We start from the raw sequence: 25,211 nt of genomic DNA, 5'->3' as shown, positions 1-25,211 counted from the left end.
CACCGTATAAAGTGGTGGGATTTCTTTTTCAAAATAAAAAATAGACTTCTGAACCAAAGAAAATACTTTTTTTATGGATTGGGATTGTAAATTAAAATAAAAACCTTAGTTTTTGGGTGCTAACCTTGATTATAGTTTAATGTATATATTAACAATATTTCGATATCTGTTTCATTATCCTTATTAGCATAATGTTCTAGGATTTTTTATACATTTAGTATAAAATTAAACGAAATAACTGGGTGTTTATCATTTGTAAAATAAATGTTTAAAATGAAAAACAATAATAAACAAATCACCTAACTTTAAACTTAACTGAAACCATCTTCTCTTCCAAATAATCATTCAGCCCATGGTGCCCGCCTTCTCTTCCCATTCCACTTTCTTTCACTCCTCCAAATGGAGCCTGAACGGTAAACGGCAATGGGTCGTTCACCCCAATCATTCCGTATTCCATTGCTTCTGTAATACGGATGATTCGTGACATATCATTGGTATAAGCATAAGATGCCAATCCATATTGCTCGTGATTTACTTTTTCTAATAAGGCTTCCTCCGATTCGAAAGAGATAATCGGTGCTACTGGCCCAAATGTTTCATCTGTATAAATCTGCATCCCCTCCTTGACCTCGTTCAGAACAGTTGGCATGAAGAAATTGCCGTTATCATATCCACTACCTATAAGTCGTTCCCCGCCGACAAGCACATTAGCACCTTTTTTCTTTGCATCGTTCACTTGGCTCTCCACTTTTTCGATTGCCTGTTCATCAACTAACGGACCAACGGTAGCATCTTCATCAAATCCATTCCCGGCCTTTAATCCGGAAACTCGTTTTGCCAGTTTTTGTGAAAACGAATCTACAATAGATGATTGCACATAAATACGGTTTGTTGAAGTACACATTTGTCCTGAGCAACGGAATTTCGTACGCAACAAACCATCAATAGCACCCTCAATATCCGCATCATCAAAAACGATGAATGGGGCATGTCCTCCCAGTTCCATGGAAACTCTTTTTACCGTTTTAGCTGACCCTTCAATAAGTCGTTTCCCTACAGGCGTAGAACCGGTAAATGTAATCTTTCTAACCTTAGGACTGTTCATAAACGTTTCAGACACGACCGAAGCTTTTGCTATAACTAAGTTCAATACACCAGCAGGCACACCGGCCTCCTCAAATAACTTAAATAATTCGATGGCACATTGCGGTGTCTGAGATGCAGGTTTTACCACCACGGTACAGCCTACCGCAAGCGCCGGGCCAAGCTTTCTCGCAAGCATCGAGATTGGGAAATTCCATGGAGTAATTGCACCTACTACGCCAATTGGCTGTTTTATTACCATGATACGTTTTTCCATACTGCTTGATGGAATCGTTTCTCCATAAACTCGCTTTGCTTCCTCACTATACCACCTGAAATAATCGATAGATTGCTGGACTTCACCAAGAGAATCCCCAATCGGTTTTCCCATTTCCCTTGTGATCATAGAAGCTAAATCTTCCTTTTTCTCCGTCATTTTTTCTGCTATGGAAAATAAAATATTCGAACGTTCCTGTGCAACCAATTTTGACCATACCGGAAAGTTTTCATCTGCCGCATCAATTGCCTTCTGGACATGGGATGCATCTCCCAGCGGAACTTCAGTAACAATTTCATGCGTTGCCGGACTCTTTACTTTCAGTGTTTTATCTGTTTTGATCCATTTTCCGTTAATGTACAATTGTTCTCTCTCCTCTGCTGCTATTGGTTAAGTGTTGCTTCAACTGCGCTAACTGCTTCATCAAAAATGGTAATTATTTTTTCCACTTCTTCTTTAGTTATGGTTAAAGGCGGAGCAATTGCGATAATATCTGTACCTTCATAGGTTACAGGGCGAACGATCAATTTTCTTTTCAGGCATTCCTGAACTACCTTGCCCGCTATTCCCTGTGATGCATCAAAACGCATATTTTTTTCAGGATCTGCTAGTAATTCAAATGCGCCTAACAAGCCTACATTTCGTACCCTGCCGACAGACCAATGTTTTTCTTCCAGACTTTTCAATCCTTTAGTCAATTCTTTGCCCATTTCATCTGCGTTTTCTACGAGCTTTTCTTGTTCGATCAGTTCAATATTTTTAAGTCCTACGGCACATCCAACCGGATGACCACTGTAGGTAAAGCCATGGAAAAGGGTACCTTCCGAATATTTAACAAGCTCTTCATGAATGTGATCATTGATCATCACTGCTCCCAAAGGGACATAGCCGCTAGAAATCCCTTTTGCCAGAGTCATGACATCCGGTACAACATTCCAATTTTCCAGTCCAAACATTTTACCTGTTCTTCCAAAACCAGTGATCACTTCGTCTGCAATGAAAATAACACCATATTCATCACAAATTTTACGGATCTCCTGGAAATATTCTTTGGGTGGAACAATAATCCCACCTGCTCCTTGAATCGGTTCTGCCATAAAAGCAGCGATGGTGTTAGGTCCTTCCGCTTCAATCATATTACGCACTTCCTGTGCAGATGCCATAAGATCTTCATTCGTAAAAGGTCCTTTTGCTATATAAGGTGCAGGTGCATAAAGAAAATCCGGTGCCAGGGATGTCGTCATCGCATGGAATTCAGGTATTCCTGTGGCACTGGTAGAACCCATAGACACCCCATGATAACCTCGTTTACGGGTGATAACTTTCTTTCTCTCAGGATAGCCTTTTACCTTCCAGTAATGCCGTATAAGCTTAATAGCGGAATCATTCGCTTCCGATCCCCCTGAAGTAAAAAAGCTGACATTTAAACTTTCAGGAGCAAGATCGGCTAGTTTTTTGGAAAGACGAATGGCAGGTTCATTGGAAAAACCGGAAAAAGTAGAGCTGAATGCAAGCTTGCTCATTTGTTCGCTTGCAGCGTTTGATAATTCCTTTCTGCCATGTCCAATATTCACATTCCATAGAGAGGACATTCCATCAATATAAGTTTCCCCGTCCATGTCTTTCAAATAAATACCTTCACCTTCTGTAAAAACCAAGCCAGCACCGTTTTGCTGTTGTGCTTGTATGGATGAAGTTGGGTGTAAAAAATGTTTTTTATCTAACTCTACCAATTCTGCTTTTTTATTATGTGTTGTTTCCATTTGATCTCTCCTTTTCCTTAGTACTTATAAACCACTTTTACTTCAATTGTAATATGAAGTTTTGATACATTCTTTATTATCTATAGGTTTCTTCCTAACGTAGTTATCAAAATAACTTCTTCCCTCTCAACAATTTGATGTCATCTCTTACCACATGCATATGTGCAATTATAACTTCTTTCGCTTCATGTTCATCTTTCTCTTCAATGGATTGAATTATTTTCAAATGCTGGCTCTGGGCTTGTTCTATTGTCTCCGGTGTCATTCTTGTAAGTGCGAATAAAACGCGATCTGTCATTTCAACAAAGGAATTGAGGAGGATAACAAACAATTGATTATCTGTTGCCCGGGCAAGGGTTACATGAAATTGAATATCAAATTTAATGAAAAGGTTCACGTCATTTTGATGTTTATCCATTAAATTATAAAGTGAATAAAGCTTACGTATATGATTGGGTTCAGCTGCTTTCACTGCTTTTCCAATAATCGACAGTTCCAGTTCTTCACGAACCTCCAAAACATCCTCGATCGTAGTATCGTAGTTTTGAAGGATTCGCTCCATGGTTGAAGTAATCATTAAGGGATCCGGCTTCGTTACATATGCTCCTCTGCCGGGATGCACTTCGATCAAGCCTTTCTCCCGTAGAATATTGATTCCTTCACGGATGACATTTCTGCTTACTTGAAACTGAGCTGCCAACTCTCGCTCGGAAGGAATTTTATCCCCTTCTTTCAGTGTCTGATTTTTAATATTTCCTTCAACATAATTTACAATTGCGGAGTGCAAATAGTTGTTCACTTTCTAGTTCACCTGCTTCATGTACTTTCATTACCCAGTACCTTTACAACAACATCTCGAATTAATATTGGCAATTTCTCAAATGAGTAGGGCTTATAAACTCTTTCCGTAAATTTATGCGCGTCTTTCCCGTAGACTCCCATTGTAATAGCCGGAATATCCAGTTTTCTGATTTTATCAACAGGTACCGGATATAATTTCTCCATACCTGGGAAATTAGCAATTAGCTGTTCTATTTCTTCCTTCGTATCATCTAGTGCCAAATAACTGCTGTCCGATAGAAAAGGAAAAAAGTTTAATATTTTGATGTTGCCATCCTGAGAAGTTATATCATTTAAAATCCCCAATAACTTTTTCTCGTTATCATTTTTTCCTTTTACGTAATTTCTCGGAACATACGGTGTACAAAAGAATATTACAACGACAGGATCTTTACTACTGCTGCTGTTCAACACTTCCTGTACCATCCGGCGGGTTACCTCCCGCGGGTCTTCTTTTCCTGCATAAGTTTCAAGAATTTCCTGCAATCGTTCAGTCAACTCTGGACCTTGCCTGCGTAATTCCTGCGCGTATAACTCCGAAAAGGTAGTGACGTTCGGTTTCCAAGGAAGCGGTGTGTATGCCATGTTGTTTTTCTTACAGTACTTCCTATAAGCATTATTCGCTTCGTATACTACTTTTTCAAAAGATGCCTCAGCAATAGATCGCAATTGATCCATCACTTTGTCTGGAGAATTCCCATGAACAAAGTAGTTGAAATAAAGGAATGATTCTATTGGTGTTTGCACGTTGTATGTAGGTTTTAAATCCCTCATTTTCAATGCTGTTGGCGGAGGTGTTAATTCTCCTGCATGATAATCTGATAGATTTGGGTTAAGTTGAATATTCCTGAACAATTCACTGGCAATATGATTCGGATCCAACCCTTCAAATGGCTGGCCAACATGCGTTTCTTTTCCTCTGATTAGGAAAGCTGGAAGTAATTTTCCTACAGATCCCAAATAGAAATAGTTACTTTTATCACCTTGGTATAGCGGGCCTGTGAAGTCTGTATTAATAGCGTTTACAAAATGCAGATGCAATTCTTCCTGTATTCGCTCCAGCTCGGGAACCGCTTCTATCACCCCGCCATGCGTTGTTTCTTCAATCGGATTAATCATGAACAATACATTCCCTGCAAATTCCTCAACCCGTTCAGATAAATACTTTAAAACCCAGAAATGAGCCGCAATACCGCTTTTCATATCCACACTGCCCCGGCCGAATAACCAATCTCCCGAATGCAAATCTTCTTTAACTTCATCCGGTAAATCCAACTGATCTAAACTTTTCATCAACTTCGATGGGTTATATGCGCCTTCCTCTAATGCTCCAAAATCTTCCACCGTCACCGTGTCACAATGGGCATGTAAAATTACTGTTTTTTGCGATGCTTCTTTTTGACCTTTCACAAGGGCAAATAGATTTTTTCTATTTAAGTAATCGTTTTCAAACTTCTGTGTCCAAACAAGATCAGGCTTGTTTTGAAAATATGCCAGCTTCTTCAATCTGTCTTCAAGGTGATGAATGATTTCCACTTCGCCGTCAGTTCCATTGATACTTGGAATGCCCATAAGTTCAACAGTTAAATTTTCTACAAAAGTTTCATGCGTCTCTGTCGTTAAGCTAGAATCCTTCATATTTCCCGTCCTTTTTGCGTTTAATATCCTCTTATTAAATCAATTTGGTTGTTTAATGGCTTATTATTGAAGTAGTTTACTATATTGATTTTAAATTTTTCGATACACCTATCCAGAAACTTAACTGATTTAGCAGCGACATGTGGGGTTATTAACACATTTTCAAGATCCCACAAAGCGCTGTCTTCAGGCAATGGATCTTCGACAAACACATCCAGCGCCGCACCTCTGATTTGTTTTGATTTCATCGCCGAAATGAATTCGCTTTCATTTATCAGCGCACCTCGTCCGATATTAATCAAACATGCATCCTTTTTCATTACAGCCAATTCTTGTTCCCCTATGAAGTTCTCCGTTTGTTTAGTTAAAGGTAATATCAATATCACATAGTCACATTGTTGTAAAAGATCTATTTTTTCTTCATGAGTAAACATTTTTTCGAAGTGCGGCTTTATGTCTCCACTCGTATTTAATCCGTATACTTTCATGCCCAGGAAATCAAGTCTTTTAGCTACTTCCTGACCTATTGTTCCAGCTCCGAAAATACCTGCTACTTTCCCATGTGCTTCACCAACCAGTTCTTCCCGGTCCCAAAGATGCTTTCTTTGATTTTCCATATATTTAGGAAAGTCCCTCGTAAAGTGCAGGATCATGCTGATTGTATATTCCGACATCGGTATACCATGAATTCCAAGTATATTTGTCAGCACAATATTTCTTTTTTGCAGTTCCTCAATTGGAAAAAGCTCCACCCCCGATTGGAAAGCCTGAACCCATTTCAAATTGGGACATCTGTCAAGAAACGCAGCATTGACATCATTACCATAAGAAATCAGGATTTCAACTTCTTCCCAATTACAAGCATCTTCATCATTTAAGTTTTCTATAACCTCGACCTTTCCACCATAAATATTGATTAATTTTTCTATTTGTTCCTGACTGAAATCAGGTATGTTGGTTATGATCATGAAGTTTTAGCGCCCCCCTTTCCTTGTAGGTCATCTGGTTCAACTGGTACTACCAGTATTATTTGTATAATAGCAGAATTATTTCGATATTACAATAAGAAAGAATATTTTTTTGGGTAAAATTACTCAGGAATATGAATAAACCATCACAAATAAAGGTTAAATTCCTCCTCTATCTTAAAAATAGCAGTGGATCTGGAGGATTTGTGCCGTTCTCGTGCGGAGTAGTTAACTGTTTTTTTATGAGTTGATGAAAAAATCACAACACCCCTTGTGCAGTTTATCTTCCTGCAACAAGGGGTATATTTTTAGGTTATACTTGAACTTCTATTGCCATTTCTTAATTAAAGAATCAGCGTCAGCCATAAGAATGTTATACGCCTTCTCTGAAATCAACTCTTTCTGATGATCAAGCAACACTTTAAAGCTTTCCATGTGTCTAACTACTTTCTCCGCTTGTCCATTTTCTTCGTAAAGACTCACAGCGGTCAAATGCATAGTTATCGAACGGGCAACTTGATCGCTCTCGAACTCCCCTTCCTCTATGAAACGCTCAGCACGTGCTTTCGTCCCGGAAACAGTTGTTAGAATTGTTGCTTCCCCAGGGTAAATAGCATTCGAAAGTAATCTAAATAGATATTCTGGATGGGCTCTAAATCCAGCTTCTAACCCCAATAATGTGACTTCATTGTTGTGTCCTTTAATTATAGTTGGCTGTCCTTGTGCTGTCTCAGGGTTTTTCCAAAAGCCAGCTCTAAAAAAGTTTTGGTTTGCATAAGATGCTATAACTCTATCATCTTCAATATCTGTGTACCATACTGGATTGTAAACAAAACCTACATCATCCTCATCATACCCAGAAGTTAAAGTGGTGTCTTTATAATTAACACTGACAATGCCGTTATCGTGTCGACCACCAGTATTTACTGTAGTATCGGCTAATTCCAGCTGTACAGCTACGTTGGAAGCGTTAGCACCGATTGCAATATATTTACCTCCGTTAGAAATAAATTCTTGGATGTTCTGTTTATATGTGTCACTGTTATGGTTCCCAGAACCGTTAGCAACCAATACATCATAGTTATCTAACCCGTTTTCTGCTATTTCTTGAGGAGCGATTTCGGTTACTTGGAATCCGAGTTGTTTAAGCGCTGTCCGAACACCATGTTGACCCCCATCTTCTAATATTGCAACATTGACTTCCTCCAGGACTTTAGCGTTTTCAGGTAATCGCACAGTTTCTAAAGTGATTCCAGACTGTTGTACTGCGTTTTGCAATGCATCTCCACCGTTCTGTTCTACATAAAAATGTCCATTATCTCCTTTATAAACTGGGATATTGTTTTGGATAAGCTGATTCACCAGGTTAACAGCCCCAACTGAACTGTTTGTAATTTCATAAGGACCATCACCTATTAATTGCCCTTCAATATCTAACTCTTGAACCTCTTTTACAGGGATATCAATAGAGGAACTAGTAGCGATTACATCAAAATCCCATAATTCGGGTAGACTCCAAGCAGATATATCATACATCCCATCTACTTCATCGCTAATATCCTCCCCATCCGAAAGCAAGTTATTAGCCAGACCAGCCTTCGCTTGGTTCATTTTCACAATATACGTCCCCGCGTCATATTGGTTCTCGTCAACTGTAAACGACTCTTCAGCTTCTTTGACTTCAATACCATTTTTGATGAGATGGTTCACTGCCCTCACCGTAATGGATGAGTCCGCTTGGTCTGCAGGAATTACATATGCTTTTGGAAGAAACCCAGGTTCGTGATGAGGACTGTCAAACTCAACACCACGCCTGTAAACTTCAATTTGCCCTTTAAGCATTTCAACTTTATTTTCTGTTGCGTATTTAAGCGCCCCCATAGTTGCATCATAGTGCCACCTGACTCCATCCAAACTGTTATTTGGTGCTTCTAGTGTATATCCGTATGCACCATGAGCTTGAGCATACATTGGTGTGAAAATTGGCGGGTAGCCATCCCATCCGAATTCCTGGTCACGAGCCGGAATATGGGTTCCTTGCATATTTCTATACATATCAGTCTCGTAATTATCCCTGTTAGCAACGAGTTCTTCTTCCATCGCTTCGCTTAGCTCCATGCCCCATTCAAGATATATATCCGGTTCATTATTTGCATTGTATGGAGGAGTCCCCGGTCCGAGAAGTCCTGGCGTATCTGTAGATCGTATAATATATCCGTGTAAATCCAGAAAGACCATAGGGTGCCAATCTAAAATTAAATTGACGTTTGCATTTGATTCCGGTTGTGATAAAGTCACGTGCTCCCGGTTCAAATCAAACCCTTCCGCATTCGCTCTCGTCCCTAAAATGCGGCCATCCGGATTGTTCACAACATTAAAAACAAGAATGTTATTTTCAAGAATATTTTCCGTTGTTTCATCATTTTCGTAAGCAAATCGGTCAATGAGATCTAATACAGCATCTGTCCCGACATATTCGTTGCCGTGTATAGATCCATTAACCATAAATGGAACTTTTACATCGGGGTTTTCGTCAACATAATCAAGCGCTTCTCTTGGATTTTCAATCATTAATTCCCTTAGTATTTCAGACTTCTCAAGTCCTTCTTCGTCTTGTTGATCAGAAATAACAACAGCGTAAAGGTCGTTACCTAACGTAGATTGTCCAATAACTTCTACCGACACGCGGTCACTTTCTTGTTCATATTGTTCCAGTATGGATCCTATGTCCTCGTATGGAACTGGGTTATAGGGTGTTTGCGCCTGAACCATTTTGTAATTCATCGAGAAAACGGTTACAAACAACATAAACACGATGAAAAAGGTGGCAAATGTTTTTTTCATCAAAGACTTCCTCTCCCTTATCAATAATATTTTTATACTGACCTCAACCGGTCACTATTTAAATGAAACTTTCATACATACCTCCACATGATAGAATTGTAATTTTTCTATTGATGATACTTGTGTATGTGTTTTCTCACAGTTAGTGAAAAGAAAATTCCTGCCATACCCGGTATTACCTTTGTACTCTCTATACTTCCAGCTCTCCACGATCTGTTTGTGTTGCTGTAAATGTCCATTCGGGGTTAAGTGCATCTCCCTAGAATTGATTTTGATCTTCGCCATTATCCAAAAAATTAAACTGAACAACTAAGTCATCATAATCATCCACTGGTAACCCTTCACCAAGAATTGGATCAAATACATGCTCTCCAACTACTTCCGGTGTCATATCCTGTAGTTCAGCAAGTGTAGTTTGATATATAACCTCATGCAGCTTGTCCGCGTTATAGAGAAATTCCACCTCGATATGTTCACCGAAATCTTCGGTATTATTTCCTTCTGCATCATCAACGGTATACTTTGTATCCTGGTAGACTCGTTCCATATCAAGTGATCCGTTGTTATGAAATTCAAACGTACGAATCATGGAATCTCCCAGTTTGATATTATCACATTAATAATTTCCGTCGGCTCCGCTGCCAGATCCAATGTACCTGCAGCAAACGTATTTTCTGTTATTACCGAGTCACTGAAATAGATGTGCCACCGCCAATTAATGATATTCCTAAAGCTACCGACATAATCCCCATACTTAATTGCTTTTTTTAATGTTCATTCGTAATTTCTCCCTTCGACATTCTAAAAATCTAATCGGGATATACTTCTTTCTTGTCCACCAACCGATTCACATGTTTACACCTGCCTTTTTATGATTTTTTTAGGGTCAAAAAATGTCATTTTTCTCTGATGCTTTCTACTAAAATTGACATTAACAGATATATTAAAAAATATCCACATATAATTTGGATTTTTCCCAAAACAATGATAAAGGACTATATTTTTTAAAAGAGAATAGTATTAAAGAAACATCAATATAACAGATTTAGGGATATATTACTCAAATAAAAGTAGTGAATTAATTGGAGAGCTTTTCGGTGATGACTGTAATTTTTTATGAAAAAGGAGATACAATGGTTGGTTTTAGCCAGCTGCTGTGCCTCCTTCTAATACTATGTATTTTTTGGATCCAAGGACTTAATCATTGTGTATAATTTTGGAATCACTATCATTTCCTCCAACAAAAATAAACATGAGGGCAACATACTCCCTCATGCTTCTATAATATTATGAAAGGACTTTATTAATTTTTTCAATTGCCCAGTCTATTTCCTCTTTACTGATAACCAATGGAGGGGCAAAACGGATGGTGCTCTCATGTGTTTCTTTACACAATACACCCTCTTCTTTCAGTTCTTCGCAATACTCACGAACCGGATGATTAAATTCCACACCAATGAACATGCCGCGTGCACGAATTTCCTTCAATTCAGGATTATCAATTTTGCGTAATTCTTTTACGAAGTACTCACCCATTTCCAGTGATTTTTGCACCAAATTTTCCTCTTCGATGACGTCAAGAGCAGCCAAAGAAACGGCGCATGCCAATGGATTCCCACCAAAAGTTGAACCGTGGGAACCAGGAGTGAAAACATCCATGATATCCTTATCAGCGGCTATGGCAGAGACCGGGAACACACCACCGCCTAGAGCTTTCCCCATAACATAAATATCCGGATCAACATCTTCCCATTCACAAGCAAACATTTTTCCTGTCCGTCCCAAGCCAGTTTGTACTTCGTCCGCAATGAATAATACATTGTTATCATCACAAATTTGGCGAATTTCCTTTAAGTAACCTTCTGGCGGAATAATTATCCCTGCTTCACCTTGAATTGGTTCCACGATGACAGCCGCCGTGTTAGGTGAAATTGCTTCCCGTATCGCTTCAATATTGCCAAATTCCACCTTGTTAATATTCGGCACAAATGGACCGTAGTCCTTCGTTGCACCCGGGTCATTGGACAAAGAAATCGCATTTAATGTTCTTCCATGGAAGTTCCCTTTGGCAGCAATGACCTCTGCTTTATTATCTTCCACACCCTTCACTTGGTAGGCCCAGCGGCGCGCTGCTTTTATTGCTGTTTCTACAGCCTCCACTCCTGTATTCATTGGCAATACTTTATCTTTACTGGTTAATTCTGCAACTTTTTTCGTCCATGGACCAAGAACTTTGTTATGGAAAGCACGTGAAGTAAGTGTTACCTTGCCTGCCTGATCTTCCAATGCAGCAATTATTTTCGGGTGACGATGCCCCTGATTCACCGCAGAATAGGCGCTAAGCATGTCCATATATTTATTGCCTTCAGGGTCACTTACCCAAACCCCATCAGCTTCTTCCACTACAATTGGCAGCGGATGATAGTTATACGCACCATATTGCTCTGTTTGTTCAATAACTTGTTGTGATGATAAGTTTATCATTTTCTGACCTCCTAATTTTTTATCATTGGCAGGGATTTCCCCTGCCATAGATTCTTTTAGCCTTTTCTCAATTTAATATGTTTCAGAAATAGTTTTCGCCTGCATATGCAATACTAAATAATCCGGACCCCCGGCTTTTGAATCGGTTCCTGACATTTTGAAGCCGCCAAATGGCTGATATCCAACAATGGCACCTGTACAATTACGGTTGAAATAAAGGTTGCCAACGTGGAATCCCATCGTTGCTTTTTCAATATGTGCACGGTTATTCGTAATGACTGCCCCCGTTAATCCATATTCCGAGTTATTAGCCATCTCCAATGCACGGTCAAAGTCTTTTGCTTTTGCAAAAGCAACCACTGGGCCGAAAATTTCCTCTTGCATTATTCTTGCTTCTATATCTACATCCGCAATTACTGTTGGTTTGATGAAGAAGCCTTTGGAGTTATCTCCTTTTCCACCAGCAACAAGCCGACCTTCCTGTTTACCAATTTCAATATATTCCATAATTTTTTGGTATGCAGCCTGATCAATAACAGGCCCCATGTAAACATCTTTTGTTTTTGGCTCATCTAGTGTTAATTCATTCGTACGCATAATCACTTTATCCAATACTTCATCATATACATCTTCATGTACAACTGCTCGTGAGCCGGCAGAACATTTTTGTCCAGAGAATCCAAATGCAGAAGTAACAATCGCATCAACCGCAACATCTATATCTGCATCCTTATCTACAACAACTGTATCCTTTCCGCCCATTTCAACAATTACGCGTTTCAGGTGGTTTTGTTCCCGTTGGACAACAGCAGCACGCTCATACAATCTCGTACCAACTTCACGTGAACCAGTAAATGTGATTAATGATGTTTTTGGATGATCAACAAGATAATCACCAACTTCTACACCACTCCCTGGAACAAAGTTAATAACGCCTTTAGGGAATCCTGCTTCCTGCAGAACTTCCACAAATTTCGCTGCAACAACTGGAGTTGCACTAGCCGGTTTTAGTAAAACGGTATTTCCTGTTACAAGCGGAGCAACTGTTGTTCCAACCATAATCGCAAATGCAAAATTCCATGGTGGAATAGTTACAGCTACGCCAGTTGGCGTATATATATAGCGATTTAATTCACCAGATTTGGAATGAATTTGTTTTCCATTTTTCAATTCAATCATTTGTCGTGCATAATACTCCATAAAGTCAATACCTTCTGCAGTATCAGCATCCGCTTCTTTCCATGGCTTCCCTGCTTCTTTAATAAGCAATGCAGAAAATTCATGTTTTCTGCGTCGAACGATATTAGCTGCTCTCATTAAAATATTTGCACGTTCTTCAGGATCGGTATATCCCCATGTTTGAAACGCTTGATCAGCGGCTTGAACTGCTTTTTCGACAATTTCCTTATTTGCTTTGGATACCGTCCCAATTACTTCTTCTTTATTTGCCGGATTAACCGATACAATTTTTTTCTCTGTTGAAATTTTTTCGCCGCCAACAAGAAGATCGTGATAGCTCCCTAATTTACCCTCTATTTTATTTAGAGCGTTTTCCATTGCTTTACGATTTTCCTCTACAGTAAAATCTGTAAAAGGCTCATGTTTATACGTTGTAAGCATTAAATTCCCTCCTATAATATATTCCACCAATCTATATGCAAATTCCATGCCAATACCCAAAGCCGTTGTATGAACACATTCTTATCAACCCTATGCAAATATTTTTTGCATATATGTAATTTAATATAAGAAATAGCGCAAATTTATTTTGCACCCATTCTAATTTTGTATTAAAATAGAAGTATATAAGCATAAAGGAGTATCACCATGGCTGAAAACTATGAGCAAATGTTCAACCATATGGATCAAATATATAAAACACTGCTTGATGAAGTTGAAGTTGGTATTCATGTTATTAATCAAGAAGGAAAATCCATTGTGTATAATAAAAAAATGATGGAAATCGAAGAAATGGAAAGTGCGGACGTACTGGATAAAAATTTGTTGGATGTATTTTCATTTAATGATAACCAGCATAGCACCTTGGTCCAGGCTTTAAATACAGGAAAAGTCACCAAACATGTTCGGCAAGCGTATTTTAATAACCGCGGACAAGAGATTACAACCATTAACGACACTTTTCCCATTATAGAAGAGGGAGAAATTATCGCTGCTGTTGAGCTTGCAAAAGATGTCACACAACTAGAACATGTAATTAAAGAAAACGTACTACGGAAGTCAAATACAAATTTCACTTTTGATCAAATTATTGGAAATAGCGAAGCAATAAAAGAGGTCATTGAAGAAGCGAAACGAGCAACAAGAACACCATCTTCGGTTCTTATCCTTGGTGAAACAGGTACTGGTAAAGAATTATTTGCGCAAAGCATTCATAATGGCAGTATTCGTTCCAGTTCCCCGTTTATTGCCCAAAACTGTGCTGCGATTCCCGATAGCTTAATGGATAGTATCCTTTTCGGTACAAAAAAAGGAGCTTTTACTGGAGCAATAGATAAACCGGGTCTATTTGAACAAGCAGATGGGGGAACATTGATGTTGGATGAGATTAACTCCCTGGATATTAGCCTACAAGCAAAACTATTACGTGTTATCCAGGAAAAAACAATCCGGCGAATTGGCGATACGAAAGACAAGAAGGTGGATGTTCGTATTATTGCTACAATGAATGAAGATCCAATTGAAGCTATTGAAAATAATCGTCTCAGAAAAGACCTATACTACCGTTTAAGCGTAGTTACGCTATTCATTCCTCCACTCCGCAAACGAGAAGGAGACCTTTGGTTATTAGCCCAGCATTTTATTCAAAAATACAATAAACTTTTTCAATTACATGTAAAAGAAATAGATAAACAGGCAACATTCATTCTAAATCAACATGATTGGCCCGGCAATGTTCGAGAATTAGAGCATACGATAGAAGGAGCAATGAATTTAATGATGGATGAATATGTCATGCATACACACCATCTCCCTGTTAGATTCCGTAAGAAATATCAGTACGATAGCCAGTCACCTGAACATTTATCTTCAGACAACGCAAAAACAAAAACACTTCAACAAAAAATGGAGGAAATCGAAAAACTTTATATCAAACAGGTATTGGCAGAAAACTATAATAATATTTCACAAGCTGCAAAAAATCTTGGCATTAGCAGACAAAGCTTACAATATCGCTTAAAGAAATTTGAAATGAAGAGGAATTGACGACTTGGGAAAACGTTTTGAACATACGGGATTATGGGAAATTTTACCCTTCTGGATAATTAAAAAATTACCAGAAAGAATATTTTTAGATGGAAGAAGAAAATCAGCACAAACTTCGTTTCATTCGTTTTTCTTAATATAATGCTTAAGTTTTGCCCCAAATAGGGGGACTATATTCCTCTTGTTACTCTTCTGTTTGAAACCAATTTCACTATTTGCATTAAAATGGGCTTCGTCAATAGTAGAATTGTTAATGATAACTTATTGTTCATTTTCTAACATTTTTGTTTCTTGCTCCTTATGGTGAAATGGAAAAATTATGGTTTGAGAGGAAAATAGCAAAAAATACAATAGACCCACATTTCACCTTGAAATATTCTCCCAAAATAAAAACGAAATCCATAGGATATAATGGACTTCGTCTTAGTATTTTATACATTGAAGGAGTGTGCTGCTTCTCTTTACTTTTTACAACTCTATTTAACCATATACGATTTTTCAAACATACTTTCCAATACTTTTTTAAGAATAAATGGCGTTTGCACAAAAGCACTAGTTTTATGCAACCTTTCCGTTAATTTATGTGCATCTTTTCCAAAAGGCCCAATATTCAAAACTGGTGCCTGCAATATCTGCATTTGTTCAAATGGGATTGTATACAAATAGTTCCACACTGGAGTGTTATTTTGATATGCTTTCCAGTCATCATCATGTTTATCATAGTTCACATAGCTCAAATCAGAGATTCCATTAAAAAAATGCACTTGTTTTGCTGTCACGCCAAATTCATCCTGTAGTACTTGCTTAGTCATGTCGATTGTTTCCTGCACAAGTGGATCTTCTGTCGAATTAATTGCTGGATAATATGGCGGTGCATAGAATAATATTGTCGCTGGAGCAAGCTCCTGGCATTGCGCCATCATCTGATCACAAATTTCAAACGAAACTTCCCGTTCATCTAAATCTGTCCGGGAAATTGCTTTCTGTTTAATCTCCTCAACCTTTTCCTTCCCCAACTTATTTTGGGCATAAGAAAATAGCTCTTGGTAATCCAGAACTTTTAATTTAAAATTCAGTTCAATATTTTCCCGTTCGCAGATTGCCTCATACTCGCTTTGACATTCCGACATGGCATCAAGTGCTACTTTGCGAAAAGTAGTCATAATGTCTGTTGCATTTTGCTTCATTAAAAATACATTAAACAAAGCAGCGACATGATTGGACGTTTGCGTGGAATAATCAGATTTTAAATCATAATTTTTCAATGTAATTGGAAGCGGTGTGCGTTCTCCGTACACTTCTTCCACAAATTCTGAATTATACTCCATCTTTTTCGTTAAAAAGCTTGCCATGTAATGTGCGTTCATACCGTTTAGCGGCTCGCCGGCATGAGTTTCCCGTCCATAAAATAAGGCTGATGGCATGATTTTTCCGATGGTTCCAGAATAAATATAATATTGCTCATCCTGTGGGTGCATAGAGAAGCTCGGCTCACTGTTTAAAAATAGGGAATATTCCAGGTCAAACTGTTCGCGAATGTCAACAAGACCATTAACCGCTGCAAGCATTCCGCTCGAACCAACCTCCTCATCTGGTACAGTGAGCAAAATTAAATTGATCGGCCAGTCGTCTTTGCTGGCAAGTTCAAGCAAATGCATGTGCAGCACAAGTCCCATCTTCATATCCATAGTCCCGCGGCCGAATAAATATTCATCCGATGCCACGTCCGCTCGTGCACTTTCTGGTAAAGTATCAATCATTTCTTTAAATCGTTTGGTCAAATGCTGAGGCCAAAATGCCAAATTACCAAGTGCCCCGAATTCCTCTGTATGCACCGTGTCAAAATGACTGATTAATACGACGGTCTTTTTTACATTTTCCTTTTTATATAATGCTGTTACTGCATTTCGGCCTTTTCCCGCATTATGAAACTGAATATGGTCTTGATGCTTTTGAAAATAGTCCAATTCCAGTAGTTTATCTTTTATATTAGCAGAAAATGCGATTTCACCATCTGTCCCGGTACGACTGTTCCAGCTGACAATCTCACATAATAAATCCTCTAATTGCTGTTTGTTTTGCCACTTCATGTTATATTCCTCCCTGTCACTCAACTTTATTCTCGTAATAACTCAAGAAGCGTTTCTCGACATTATGCATGTGAATAATCATTTTATCTCTGGCCAGAATGACATCCTGTCTTTCTAGTGCATTCAGAATTTCCAGGTGCTCGTTGTATGCCTCTTTTGCACTTTTTGGAACTGTACTCGACAAAATAATAAACGCCCTGTTAACACCCGTGTTCATCCGGTGGATGATTTTTTTCAGCTCACTATTCTGATTATAGGATGCTAAAACCAAATGAAATTCCCGGTCATATTCGATAAACTCATTATACTTATTGTCGTTAATAGCTGCTAATTGATGCTCCAAATTGGTGCGTAGGTCCTTCAATAATGTATCATTAACTTTTGCGATAATTTTCTCAATATTATATACTTCCAATAGGCTACGAAGTTCCATATATTCCAATGAATTTTCTTTTGTAAAACTTGCTACAATTGCAGGAGCACCTTTTTGCTGGATAATCAATCCTTCCGACGCCAAGCGGCCCAAAGCATCCCGCAGTGGTGTGCGGCTTATACCTAAATTATTTGCCAATTTTTCTTCCGGCAAGGTTTCTCTATCTTTTAAATCTCCATTTGTAATGGCTTTTTTTATGGTACGATAAGCCTGATCTGCCAACGTTTCGCTTTGAACAATTTTCTTCATTCCCATCCACCTTCTCCGATACCTGTATACTGTATACAGATATTATAAAGTATGTTGTATAGTTTGTAAACACTTACATGTAATGTGGATTGCTATGATGAGTTTATCCTGTTAAACAATTAAACGTAGACCTTGATTGAGCCATAGAAATAATCAAAAAAGTGATTGAAAAATTAATGGAATTCCCCATACTTCAATGTGCAAGGGGGAGTTCTCTATTGGCAGTAAAAAAGTGACTAGCTCAAGGCGAAACAGAGTTGGCCTTTAGCTGCATAAATATCACTAAAGGTCAGCTTTCCTGATTTACTGAAGAAAACGTTCCATTCTATCCAAACCTTCCTGTAAATTTTCCATGGAATTAGCGTAGGAAATTCGAATAAAACCTTCTCCAGATCTAAACGCACTCCCCGGTACGACGGCTACATGCTCTTCCTCCAATAGTTTAGTGGCAAATTCCCACGATGTTAATCCCGCTGACAGTATAGATGGAAAAATATAAAAAGCACCAGTAGGCTTCTGCATTTGCAGCCCCATTTCCTTTAAACGTCCATAAACATAATTTCTTCGCTTTATATATACTGTATTCATTTGACCCGGGAAATTACGTGAATTTGTTAATGCCTCAATCGCAGCATATTGACTTGGCAGAGAAGCGCAGATGGAATTATTCAGATGTACTTTTAATACGTGTTCCATCAAGTTTTTACTTCCAAGCACATAGCCAATTCGCCAGCCAGTCATGGAATGGGATTTAGATAGACCATGCACTAAAAATAGTTGCTCTCTTATTTCCGGAAAAGAGGCAAAAGAACTATGTTTGCCGTTGAATGTATTTTCACTGTAAATTTCATCTGATATAATAAATATTTCATGCTGTTTCAGAATAGATACGATTTTTCCCATTTGCTCCCGATCTATCGTGACACCAGTGGGATTTGTCGGGTAATTCAATATGATTGCTTTTGTATTATCGGTGATTGCGTTCTCCAAACGGCTCGGATCCAGAACAAGTCCCGTATCTGTTGTTTCGATGGTAATAATTTTTGCCCCATTTAAATGAATAATGGATTCGTAACCTGAATAAATGGGAGTCGGTAAAATAATTTCATCGCCTTTTTCCAAAATGGTTCTTAAAATCGAATCAATACCTTCACTTGCCCCATTTGTGATGACAATTTCATTTTCTGAATCATAATGAAAATTATATTTATCATGAAAAAATGCGGATACCGCCGCGCGCAGTGGCAATAGTCCTGCGTTATGTGAATACCCGATCATATTATCCGCAATCGCCTTTATTCCAGCTTGCTTCACATTATACGGTGTTGCAAAATCCGGTTGCCCAATGGTGAAATTAATACCGTCCTTATATTGCTTCACTTTATTGGCAAACACGCGGAGACCAGGTACCGAAATATCTTTTACTTTTGGATTTATTTTATTAAGCATCAATAGAGCCCCTTTCCTGACCTTCGGAAAACACCATTGTTTTCCGTATACAGTATACTCATAAAATAATCATAAGGCATATCAGCTGAATTGTAAAATGACATTTTTAAGATGATTTCAAATAAATGCGTACATATCAAGGGTTTAATGGAAGATAATTGATTGACAATTCCTTTTTTTCCTTGTCTTTTGATTATCGTTGACATTTATTTTTATCTGTTGTAGTATACTGTATACGATTACAAGTTAGAAAATTTAGCTTATCGTTACCAAATCAAAGGGGGGGTAAAAAATGTACAAAAAATTAACGTTCAGCTTAATCACCGGTCTATTAATCGGAATTTTAGCAGCTTGTGGAAGTGGAGAATCTGGCGATAATGGTGATGATAATTCTGTCACCTTGCAATTGGGACATGCTTTGTCGGAAGGTACGCCAGCCTCTGATTTGATTGAGGAAATGGCGACAGAAGTTGAACAACAAACAGACGGCCGTGTTGCTTTTGATATTTATCCGGATAGTCAGCTTGGCTCAGAAACTGAAATGCTGGAGCAAGTGCAGCTAGGTTCGATGGAATCTGCGGCAATTATGATAGGTTCCATGCAGTCATTGGATATGCGAATGGCTATTGAAGATTTGCCATATATGTGGAATGACATTGAGGATGCACGTGCTGCATATCAGGGAGAATTTGGTGATGCTTTAGCCGATATTATGGCTGAACAAGGGATGACCCAGATTGGTTATTTAGAATGGGGCTTCCGTCATATTACGAATAACGAAGGACCAATTGTTGAACCGGAAGATGTGGAAGGATTGAATATTCGAGTTGCTGAAACAGCTTTGCGTGTAGATGCTTTTGAACAATTAGGTGCACTGCCGACAGTAATGGCATTTAGTGAAGTTTATGGGGCACTGCAACAAGGTGCGCTGGATGCCCAGGAAAATCCGTTAGCCAACACAGTAGCACCAAGATTTTATGAGGTACAAGACTATTTATCACTAACTGGACATTTTTATAATACAATTATGCTGGTAGTTGAAACGGATACTTGGGATCAAATATCAGAAGAGGATCAGGAAATTATACTAGCGGAAACGGACCGTATACAAGAAGAAGTAACAGAAAGAAATGACGCCCAGGAAGATGAGTATTTACAAACATTGGAAGATAATGGAATGGAGATTAATGATAATGTGAATACCGACGCATTCCGTGAAGCAATGTTGCCAGTATATGAAGAATGGGAAGAAGAAGTATTTGGTGAGGAGCTCATGGATATTTACCGCGAGTCCTCTGGCTGGTAACCCTAAGCGGGAGGGAGAGCGTTCTCCTTCTCGTCCTAATGCGTAACATGGAAATAAAGGGGAAGATGAACCCATGAAATTTAAGGATATTATTGCCAAAATTTTAACATATTTATGTATCATTGTCATAACTGGTTTAACGGTCATCGTTTTTGTGCAAGTAATTTCAAGGTTAATTCAGTTTTCATTTCCGGGTGGGGAAGAATTAGCCCGCTTATTGATTGTTTGGCTCACCTTTTTAGGTTCAAGCCTGGCAATTCATGAAAAAATGCACTTAGCAGTTAACTTTTTTGTTAAAAGAGCAAAAGAGAAGAGCCAGAAAGTCATTTATTTTACGGTTAATGTTTTAATGATTATTTTCTTTGGAATCATAGTAATTTACGGTTTTTCATTAACCATGGGTGCGATGTCAACCACATCATCTACATTGCAGATGCCGATGGGCTTGTTTTATTTGCCGATTCCGCTCTCTGGTCTGTTTTCAATCTACTTTATTATGACTAGTATGTTTAGCACTCCAGCAGAGGAGGAGACGGCAGTATGATAATGATTGTGATTTTGGGAATCTTTTTTGGTCTTTTATTTTTAGGGATGCCTATAGCATTTATTCTTGGTATTGTTAGTGCAGCCATGCTTATATTTGGTGATGTTTCACTCGAAGTTATGGTGCAAAGGATGTTTGCAGGCGTCAATAATTTCTCTTATCTGGCGTTGCCACTATTTATTTTAGCAGGAAATATTATGGGTAAAGGTGGATTGACGAGAAGGTTGATGGAATTTGCCAATGCCTTTGTTGGACGTTTGACAGGTGGATTGGGCATGACAACGGTGGTGACAAGTGGGTTGTTTGGGGCTGTTTCAGGCTCGACCGTTGCGACAACATATGCCGTTGGTTCTGTTCTGGTTCCGCAGTTGAAGAAAGAGAAATATAGTAATTCTTTCATTGCGAGTATTATTGGGCCAGCTGGCGTATTAGGGCTGATTATTCCTCCTAGTATCACAATGGTTATACTAGGTATAACAGCAAACATTTCCATTGGGGATTTATTTATTGCAGGTGTAATACCGGGAATAGTTTTAATATCAGCAATGTGTATGTACGTAGCTTTCATGTCAAGAAAAAAAGGCTTTGGTGCAAAAAAGACTGAGCCTGTAAAGGGAAAAGAATTTTTGAAAACTAGCATTCGGGCATTTTTCCCGTTGTTAACACCAATTTTTATCTTGGGTAGTATTTTCAGTGGATTTGCAACGGCTACAGAAGCAGCAGTAATTGCTGTTGTGTATGGTTTTATTCTATCTATGTTTTATAGAGAATTAACATTTAAAACCTTTAAAGACATTATGGTCTCTTCTGCAATGACTTCTGCAACCATTTTAATTATTATTTCCGCTGCAAATGCATTTACGTATGTCTTGACTGCAAATCAAATTCCGGCAATGATTTCGGATTTCTTCTTGCAGTTTGCCAGTACACCATTGCAATTTCTTTTACTGGTATCTGTTATTTTATTAATTCTTGGAATGCTTACAGAAGTAACGTCGTTGATTATTTTGTTAAGTCCTATATTCATGCCAATAGCAATGCAATATGGTATCGACCCGATTCATTTCGGTATGGTATTAATTATGAATTTTGCGCTTGCTAACATTACGCCACCAGTAGGATTATCAGCGATAGCCGGTGCCAGCATTACGGATAGAAACATGGGAATTGAGGATACACTCCCATACATTTTACATGTATTGGCGATTGTGGCAGTAGTTGTTCTATTAATTATATTTGTGCCAGGATTATCTACTTTCTTGCCAAATCTTGTTAACTAAAGGATGATTGTATGATTAAAATTTCACAATCAGGAGAGACGCTTGAGGGTTTACATGGAGGCCGTGGATCTGTTGATATTAACAGGAAGTTAACAAAAGAAGACTGCGTAGAAGGTTTGGACATGTTTGCGGAAGTAACGTTGCCTGTCGGTGGATCCATTGGGTATCATCTTCATGAAACAGACGCAGAAGCTTATTATATAATAAAAGGAGAAGGGATTTTTCTTGATGATGGTAAGGAAGAGAAGCCTGTCCGGAGCGGGGACCTTTGTCTGATTACACAAGGACAGGGACACGGGTTGAAAAACACAGGAAAGATACCACTTAAAATAATTGCAATAGTATGGAGTTAAGGATAAGAGTTCTTATTATGTCTATTATTTAATCCCTGATTACAGCCAGTAAAATGTACCATCAGTGAATAGTTCATTTCTTAAATATATAGCCTTTTGATTTATTAAAAGCAGAATTCCCTAGACTTATCGCTGAACTAATGTACGTTACTTTTAATAAGGTGGCTATGTCTTACTATAGGAAGAAAAATGCTGATGAATATATGTAGAGGTCGATGGCTAAGGGTGATTAAATATAATAAAAATCAAGTATAGCGGATACGGTAATGTAGTCAGAGACCGTCTAATTATGTAGTTAGCAAAGTTAGACGGTTTTTTGAATGTAATTGGGGTTGTCGGGTTTGTCAAATAAAGTGTGTAAGTCAAAAACACACTCAGTTATATTTGAGAACCCTATCCTTTAGTCGTTCATCTATTTGGTATGTCAACACTAAATCGGACAAATATTTAAAGGTTTACTAACTTGTATTCAGTCGGTGTTAAATAATCTAAAGAGCCATGAATTCTAACATTATTGAACCAGTGAATATAATCAAAAAGTTCAAGGTCAAGTTCGTGTTGGCTAGTAAAAAACGCACCACGAACATACTCAGTTTTAATTGTCTTGAATGTGGATTCTGCAACAGCGTTCATACGACGTTCCTTTACCACTCAATGCCGAATGTTCTAATGCCTGATCGATAAGTTTGTTCTTAATCGACCTCCTGCTAAAGCAGGTGGATTTAGGTCGCTGCTCAGGCTGAAGTCCTGCTCAGTGGCCATGGCCCTAGGCCGCTTACCGCTGAGGAAGAGGTCAATGCCAACGCCCTTACCCGTCTGCAGATGGTATATAGCGGGCGGCAATGACAACAGAAAAAAGGGACTTGTTTCAAAACTCTCTCTGACCTTTTCCAATTTCTTATTCAAACCAAGCCCTCCCTCTATATAATTAAAATTTCTTCAAAATGCTCTTGTTTTCTTAGAATTTCATAATCATCCATATTGGGATGTAATGGAGCTAATACTTCACAACCCGAAATACAGAATATTCTAATGAGGTTGTATCCATCCTAACAGCCAAATTGTGAACATTTGGTGCTTACTTGGTATGATCATGCTTCATTCTCCACACTCCTTATGGTCGCTTACCCTCCCATATATCACGGGATGTTGATCCATACATTCCTCCTTTTATTCAATCCCATTCTTGTAATATACTTATAAATTTCATTTTCCGGGTGTTCAACCAGTCTCCTGGAACTATAGGGTACTTCCTCCATCAACACTTAGAACAGTACCCGTTACAAAGTCACTTGCCGGAGATGCTAAATACAATGCTGCGCCTTTTAACATGTTTTCATCTCCAATTTTCTTTAGCGGGATGGTTCCCAGCACACTATCTTCCTTTTCAGTAAGGGTTCCTTTAGTCATTTTCGTTCGAAACATGCCTGGAGCAATTGCATTTACATAAATATTATGTCTGGCCCATTTCATCGCTAAATCTTTAGTGAAATGGATGACTGCAGCCTTACTTGTGGTGTAGCCTATCGTGTTAGTGACTTCCGGCGGTCTTACCTTGAGTCCAGCTGCCGATGCAACATTAATGATTTTTCCATAATGTCGATGAATCATATGTTTTCCGACTGTTTTGCTCAGCAGAAATGTTCCGGTTACATTTACATTCATTACTTTATTCCATGCCTCTAGTGGCATTTCTTCCACCGGGGCACCCCATGTGGCTCCACTGTTATTTACCAGGATATCTATTTGGCCAAAGTCTCCCAACACCTTATTCACAGTGTTTTCCACTTCTTTTTCACTGCTCACATTCAGCTCGTAGCCTTTTGCCTTTATACCGTACCTATTCAAAAGCGCTTCAGCAGTTTGGTCACAGTTCGCTTTTTTTCTTGAACAGAGGGCAAGATCACATCCCATTTCTGCATAAACTTCTGCCATTTGAGCTCCCAGGCCCCGTCCACCGCCGGTAATAAGCGCCACTTTTCCCTCCAGACCAAATAACTCTTTTACCTTCATCAGCTATTCATTCCTTTACAAGTATAATAAATCTCTCTTCTTCCATTCGGTTATTTCCATCTATTCCTCAAGTATACTGCTTGTCCATCAAGTAATTTCCAAGTCTTAAATTTAATTTTTCCGGAATGGCAATTGAATGTTGCTCATGATAATCAAAACAGACTACCACCCCGGGATGATTCTGCCACCTTTTCCCCGGTATCATCATTTGTCAGCACATGTTTTAATGTAAAACTTTTATTTCCAATCACTAGCGTTGCATAAATATTGATTTAATTTTCTGTTTTTATCACTTTCTGGATTAGAGCCAAAAAAGTAAATACCCAATCAAAGGTGGCTCCATCCATTTGGGATTTATTTACAATTAGACTA

General features: G+C 38.5%; 17 protein-coding genes and 2 pseudogenes. 5 read left to right on the top strand and 14 right to left on the bottom strand.

Annotation, left to right across the window (positions count from 1 at the left end; genetic code table 11):
- Positions 1-295: 295 nt before the first annotated feature.
- From ACDX78_RS22010 to pruA, 9 genes and pseudogenes are all read right to left on the bottom strand, one after another.
- Positions 296-1,723 (bottom strand): NAD-dependent succinate-semialdehyde dehydrogenase, encoded by a 1,428-nt coding sequence (locus ACDX78_RS22010; RefSeq protein ID WP_486030822.1) that lies wholly within the window; start codon positions 1,721-1,723, stop codon positions 296-298.
- Between the two features lie 20 nt (positions 1,724-1,743).
- A complete protein-coding gene (locus tag ACDX78_RS22005; protein ID WP_486030821.1) occupies positions 1,744-3,123 on the bottom strand; it encodes an aminotransferase family protein in 1,380 nt (459 codons plus the stop codon).
- Positions 3,124-3,229: 106 nt separating this feature from the next.
- Positions 3,230-3,922, bottom strand: a complete 693-nt coding sequence (locus ACDX78_RS22000; RefSeq protein WP_486030819.1) for a FadR/GntR family transcriptional regulator — start codon at positions 3,920-3,922, stop codon at positions 3,230-3,232.
- Between the two features lie 17 nt (positions 3,923-3,939).
- Positions 3,940-5,601, bottom strand: coding sequence for a M20/M25/M40 family metallo-hydrolase (locus ACDX78_RS21995; protein ID WP_486030818.1), 1,662 nt, complete (start codon positions 5,599-5,601; stop codon positions 3,940-3,942).
- Positions 5,602-5,621: 20 nt separating this feature from the next.
- A complete protein-coding gene (locus tag ACDX78_RS21990; protein ID WP_486030816.1) occupies positions 5,622-6,569 on the bottom strand; it encodes a D-2-hydroxyacid dehydrogenase in 948 nt (315 codons plus the stop codon).
- A gap of 327 nt (positions 6,570-6,896) precedes the next feature.
- On the bottom strand, positions 6,897-9,413 hold the full coding sequence (locus ACDX78_RS21985) for an FIMAH domain-containing protein (protein ID WP_486030814.1): 2,517 nt from the start codon (positions 9,411-9,413) through the stop codon (positions 6,897-6,899).
- Between the two features lie 259 nt (positions 9,414-9,672).
- A pseudogene (locus ACDX78_RS21980) lies at positions 9,673-10,165 on the bottom strand (TasA family protein).
- 535 nt (positions 10,166-10,700) lie between these two features.
- Complete coding sequence (locus ACDX78_RS21975) at positions 10,701-11,897, bottom strand: ornithine--oxo-acid transaminase (protein WP_486030813.1); 1,197 nt, start codon at positions 11,895-11,897, stop codon at positions 10,701-10,703.
- Positions 11,898-11,969: 72 nt separating this feature from the next.
- Positions 11,970-13,517, bottom strand: coding sequence for an L-glutamate gamma-semialdehyde dehydrogenase (pruA, locus tag ACDX78_RS21970; protein WP_486030811.1), 1,548 nt, complete (start codon positions 13,515-13,517; stop codon positions 11,970-11,972).
- A gap of 207 nt (positions 13,518-13,724) precedes the next feature.
- On the opposite strand from pruA, the gene ACDX78_RS21965 reads away from it, so the two are divergent.
- Positions 13,725-15,122: a sigma-54 interaction domain-containing protein gene (locus tag ACDX78_RS21965; protein WP_486030809.1), complete on the top strand. Its 1,398-nt coding sequence runs from the start codon at positions 13,725-13,727 to the stop codon at positions 15,120-15,122.
- Between the two features lie 476 nt (positions 15,123-15,598).
- Here ACDX78_RS21965 and ACDX78_RS21960 read toward each other — a convergent pair whose 3' ends face one another.
- From ACDX78_RS21960 to ACDX78_RS21950, 3 genes are all read right to left on the bottom strand, one after another.
- Complete coding sequence (locus ACDX78_RS21960) at positions 15,599-17,212, bottom strand: M20/M25/M40 family metallo-hydrolase (RefSeq protein WP_486030807.1); 1,614 nt, start codon at positions 17,210-17,212, stop codon at positions 15,599-15,601.
- A 16-nt stretch (positions 17,213-17,228) separates the two neighbouring features.
- A complete protein-coding gene (locus ACDX78_RS21955) occupies positions 17,229-17,894 on the bottom strand; it encodes a GntR family transcriptional regulator (protein ID WP_486030805.1) in 666 nt (221 codons plus the stop codon).
- A 303-nt stretch (positions 17,895-18,197) separates the two neighbouring features.
- Positions 18,198-19,343: an aminotransferase class I/II-fold pyridoxal phosphate-dependent enzyme gene (locus tag ACDX78_RS21950; RefSeq protein WP_486030803.1), complete on the bottom strand. Its 1,146-nt coding sequence runs from the start codon at positions 19,341-19,343 to the stop codon at positions 18,198-18,200.
- Positions 19,344-19,635: 292 nt separating this feature from the next.
- On the opposite strand from ACDX78_RS21950, the gene ACDX78_RS21945 reads away from it, so the two are divergent.
- The 4 genes from ACDX78_RS21945 (at position 19,636) to ACDX78_RS21930 (ending at position 22,826) form a co-directional block, all read left to right on the top strand.
- On the top strand, positions 19,636-20,649 hold the full coding sequence (locus tag ACDX78_RS21945; RefSeq protein WP_486030802.1) for a DctP family TRAP transporter solute-binding subunit: 1,014 nt from the start codon (positions 19,636-19,638) through the stop codon (positions 20,647-20,649).
- Positions 20,650-20,722: 73 nt separating this feature from the next.
- The gene (locus ACDX78_RS21940) at positions 20,723-21,193 is read left to right on the top strand and encodes a TRAP transporter small permease (protein ID WP_486030800.1); all 471 of its coding nucleotides are present in this window, start codon (positions 20,723-20,725) and stop codon (positions 21,191-21,193) included.
- On the top strand, positions 21,190-22,473 hold the full coding sequence (locus tag ACDX78_RS21935; protein ID WP_486030799.1) for a TRAP transporter large permease: 1,284 nt from the start codon (positions 21,190-21,192) through the stop codon (positions 22,471-22,473). Before ACDX78_RS21940 ends, ACDX78_RS21935 begins: the two co-directional genes overlap by 4 nt.
- Before the next feature lie 11 nt (positions 22,474-22,484).
- Entirely contained in the window at positions 22,485-22,826 is a 342-nt protein-coding gene (locus tag ACDX78_RS21930) for a cupin domain-containing protein (RefSeq protein WP_486030797.1), read from the top strand.
- A gap of 447 nt (positions 22,827-23,273) precedes the next feature.
- On the opposite strand, the pseudogene ACDX78_RS21925 reads toward ACDX78_RS21930, so the two are convergent.
- A pseudogene (locus tag ACDX78_RS21925) lies at positions 23,274-23,520 on the bottom strand (IS3 family transposase); the annotation flags it as partial.
- A gap of 545 nt (positions 23,521-24,065) precedes the next feature.
- The gene (locus tag ACDX78_RS21920; protein ID WP_486030795.1) at positions 24,066-24,839 is read right to left on the bottom strand and encodes an SDR family oxidoreductase; all 774 of its coding nucleotides are present in this window, start codon (positions 24,837-24,839) and stop codon (positions 24,066-24,068) included.
- Positions 24,840-25,211 lie beyond the last annotated feature (372 nt).

It is taken from the genome of Virgibacillus oceani, from assembly GCF_041521345.1.
GTDB classification, from domain to species: domain Bacteria; phylum Bacillota; class Bacilli; order Bacillales; family Amphibacillaceae; genus Virgibacillus_N; species Virgibacillus_N oceani_A.
The sequence above is the reverse complement of the archived record's forward strand: the minus strand, read 5'-3'. Positions and strand labels throughout refer to the sequence as shown.

What these genes read in the sequence shown, in the direction of transcription:
- ACDX78_RS22005 (WP_486030821.1), bottom strand. Translation starts at nt 3,123, where the DNA reads ATGGAAACAACACATAATAAAAAAGCAGAATTGGTAGAGTTAGATAAA.
- ACDX78_RS21995 (WP_486030818.1), bottom strand. Translation starts at nt 5,601, where the DNA reads ATGAAGGATTCTAGCTTAACGACAGAGACGCATGAAACTTTTGTAGAA.
- ACDX78_RS21990 (WP_486030816.1), bottom strand. Translation starts at nt 6,569, where the DNA reads ATGATCATAACCAACATACCTGATTTCAGTCAGGAACAAATAGAAAAA.
- ACDX78_RS21985 (WP_486030814.1), bottom strand. Translation starts at nt 9,413, where the DNA reads ATGAAAAAAACATTTGCCACCTTTTTCATCGTGTTTATGTTGTTTGTA.
- ACDX78_RS21975 (WP_486030813.1), bottom strand. Translation starts at nt 11,897, where the DNA reads ATGATAAACTTATCATCACAACAAGTTATTGAACAAACAGAGCAATAT.
- pruA (WP_486030811.1), bottom strand. Translation starts at nt 13,517, where the DNA reads ATGCTTACAACGTATAAACATGAGCCTTTTACAGATTTTACTGTAGAG.
- ACDX78_RS21965 (WP_486030809.1), top strand. Translation starts at nt 13,725, where the DNA reads ATGGCTGAAAACTATGAGCAAATGTTCAACCATATGGATCAAATATAT.
- ACDX78_RS21960 (WP_486030807.1), bottom strand. Translation starts at nt 17,212, where the DNA reads ATGAAGTGGCAAAACAAACAGCAATTAGAGGATTTATTATGTGAGATT.
- ACDX78_RS21955 (WP_486030805.1), bottom strand. Translation starts at nt 17,894, where the DNA reads ATGAAGAAAATTGTTCAAAGCGAAACGTTGGCAGATCAGGCTTATCGT.
- ACDX78_RS21950 (WP_486030803.1), bottom strand. Translation starts at nt 19,343, where the DNA reads ATGCTTAATAAAATAAATCCAAAAGTAAAAGATATTTCGGTACCTGGT.
- ACDX78_RS21945 (WP_486030802.1), top strand. Translation starts at nt 19,636, where the DNA reads ATGTACAAAAAATTAACGTTCAGCTTAATCACCGGTCTATTAATCGGA.
- ACDX78_RS21940 (WP_486030800.1), top strand. Translation starts at nt 20,723, where the DNA reads ATGAAATTTAAGGATATTATTGCCAAAATTTTAACATATTTATGTATC.
- ACDX78_RS21935 (WP_486030799.1), top strand. Translation starts at nt 21,190, where the DNA reads ATGATAATGATTGTGATTTTGGGAATCTTTTTTGGTCTTTTATTTTTA.
- ACDX78_RS21930 (WP_486030797.1), top strand. Translation starts at nt 22,485, where the DNA reads ATGATTAAAATTTCACAATCAGGAGAGACGCTTGAGGGTTTACATGGA.
- ACDX78_RS21920 (WP_486030795.1), bottom strand. Translation starts at nt 24,839, where the DNA reads ATGAAGGTAAAAGAGTTATTTGGTCTGGAGGGAAAAGTGGCGCTTATT.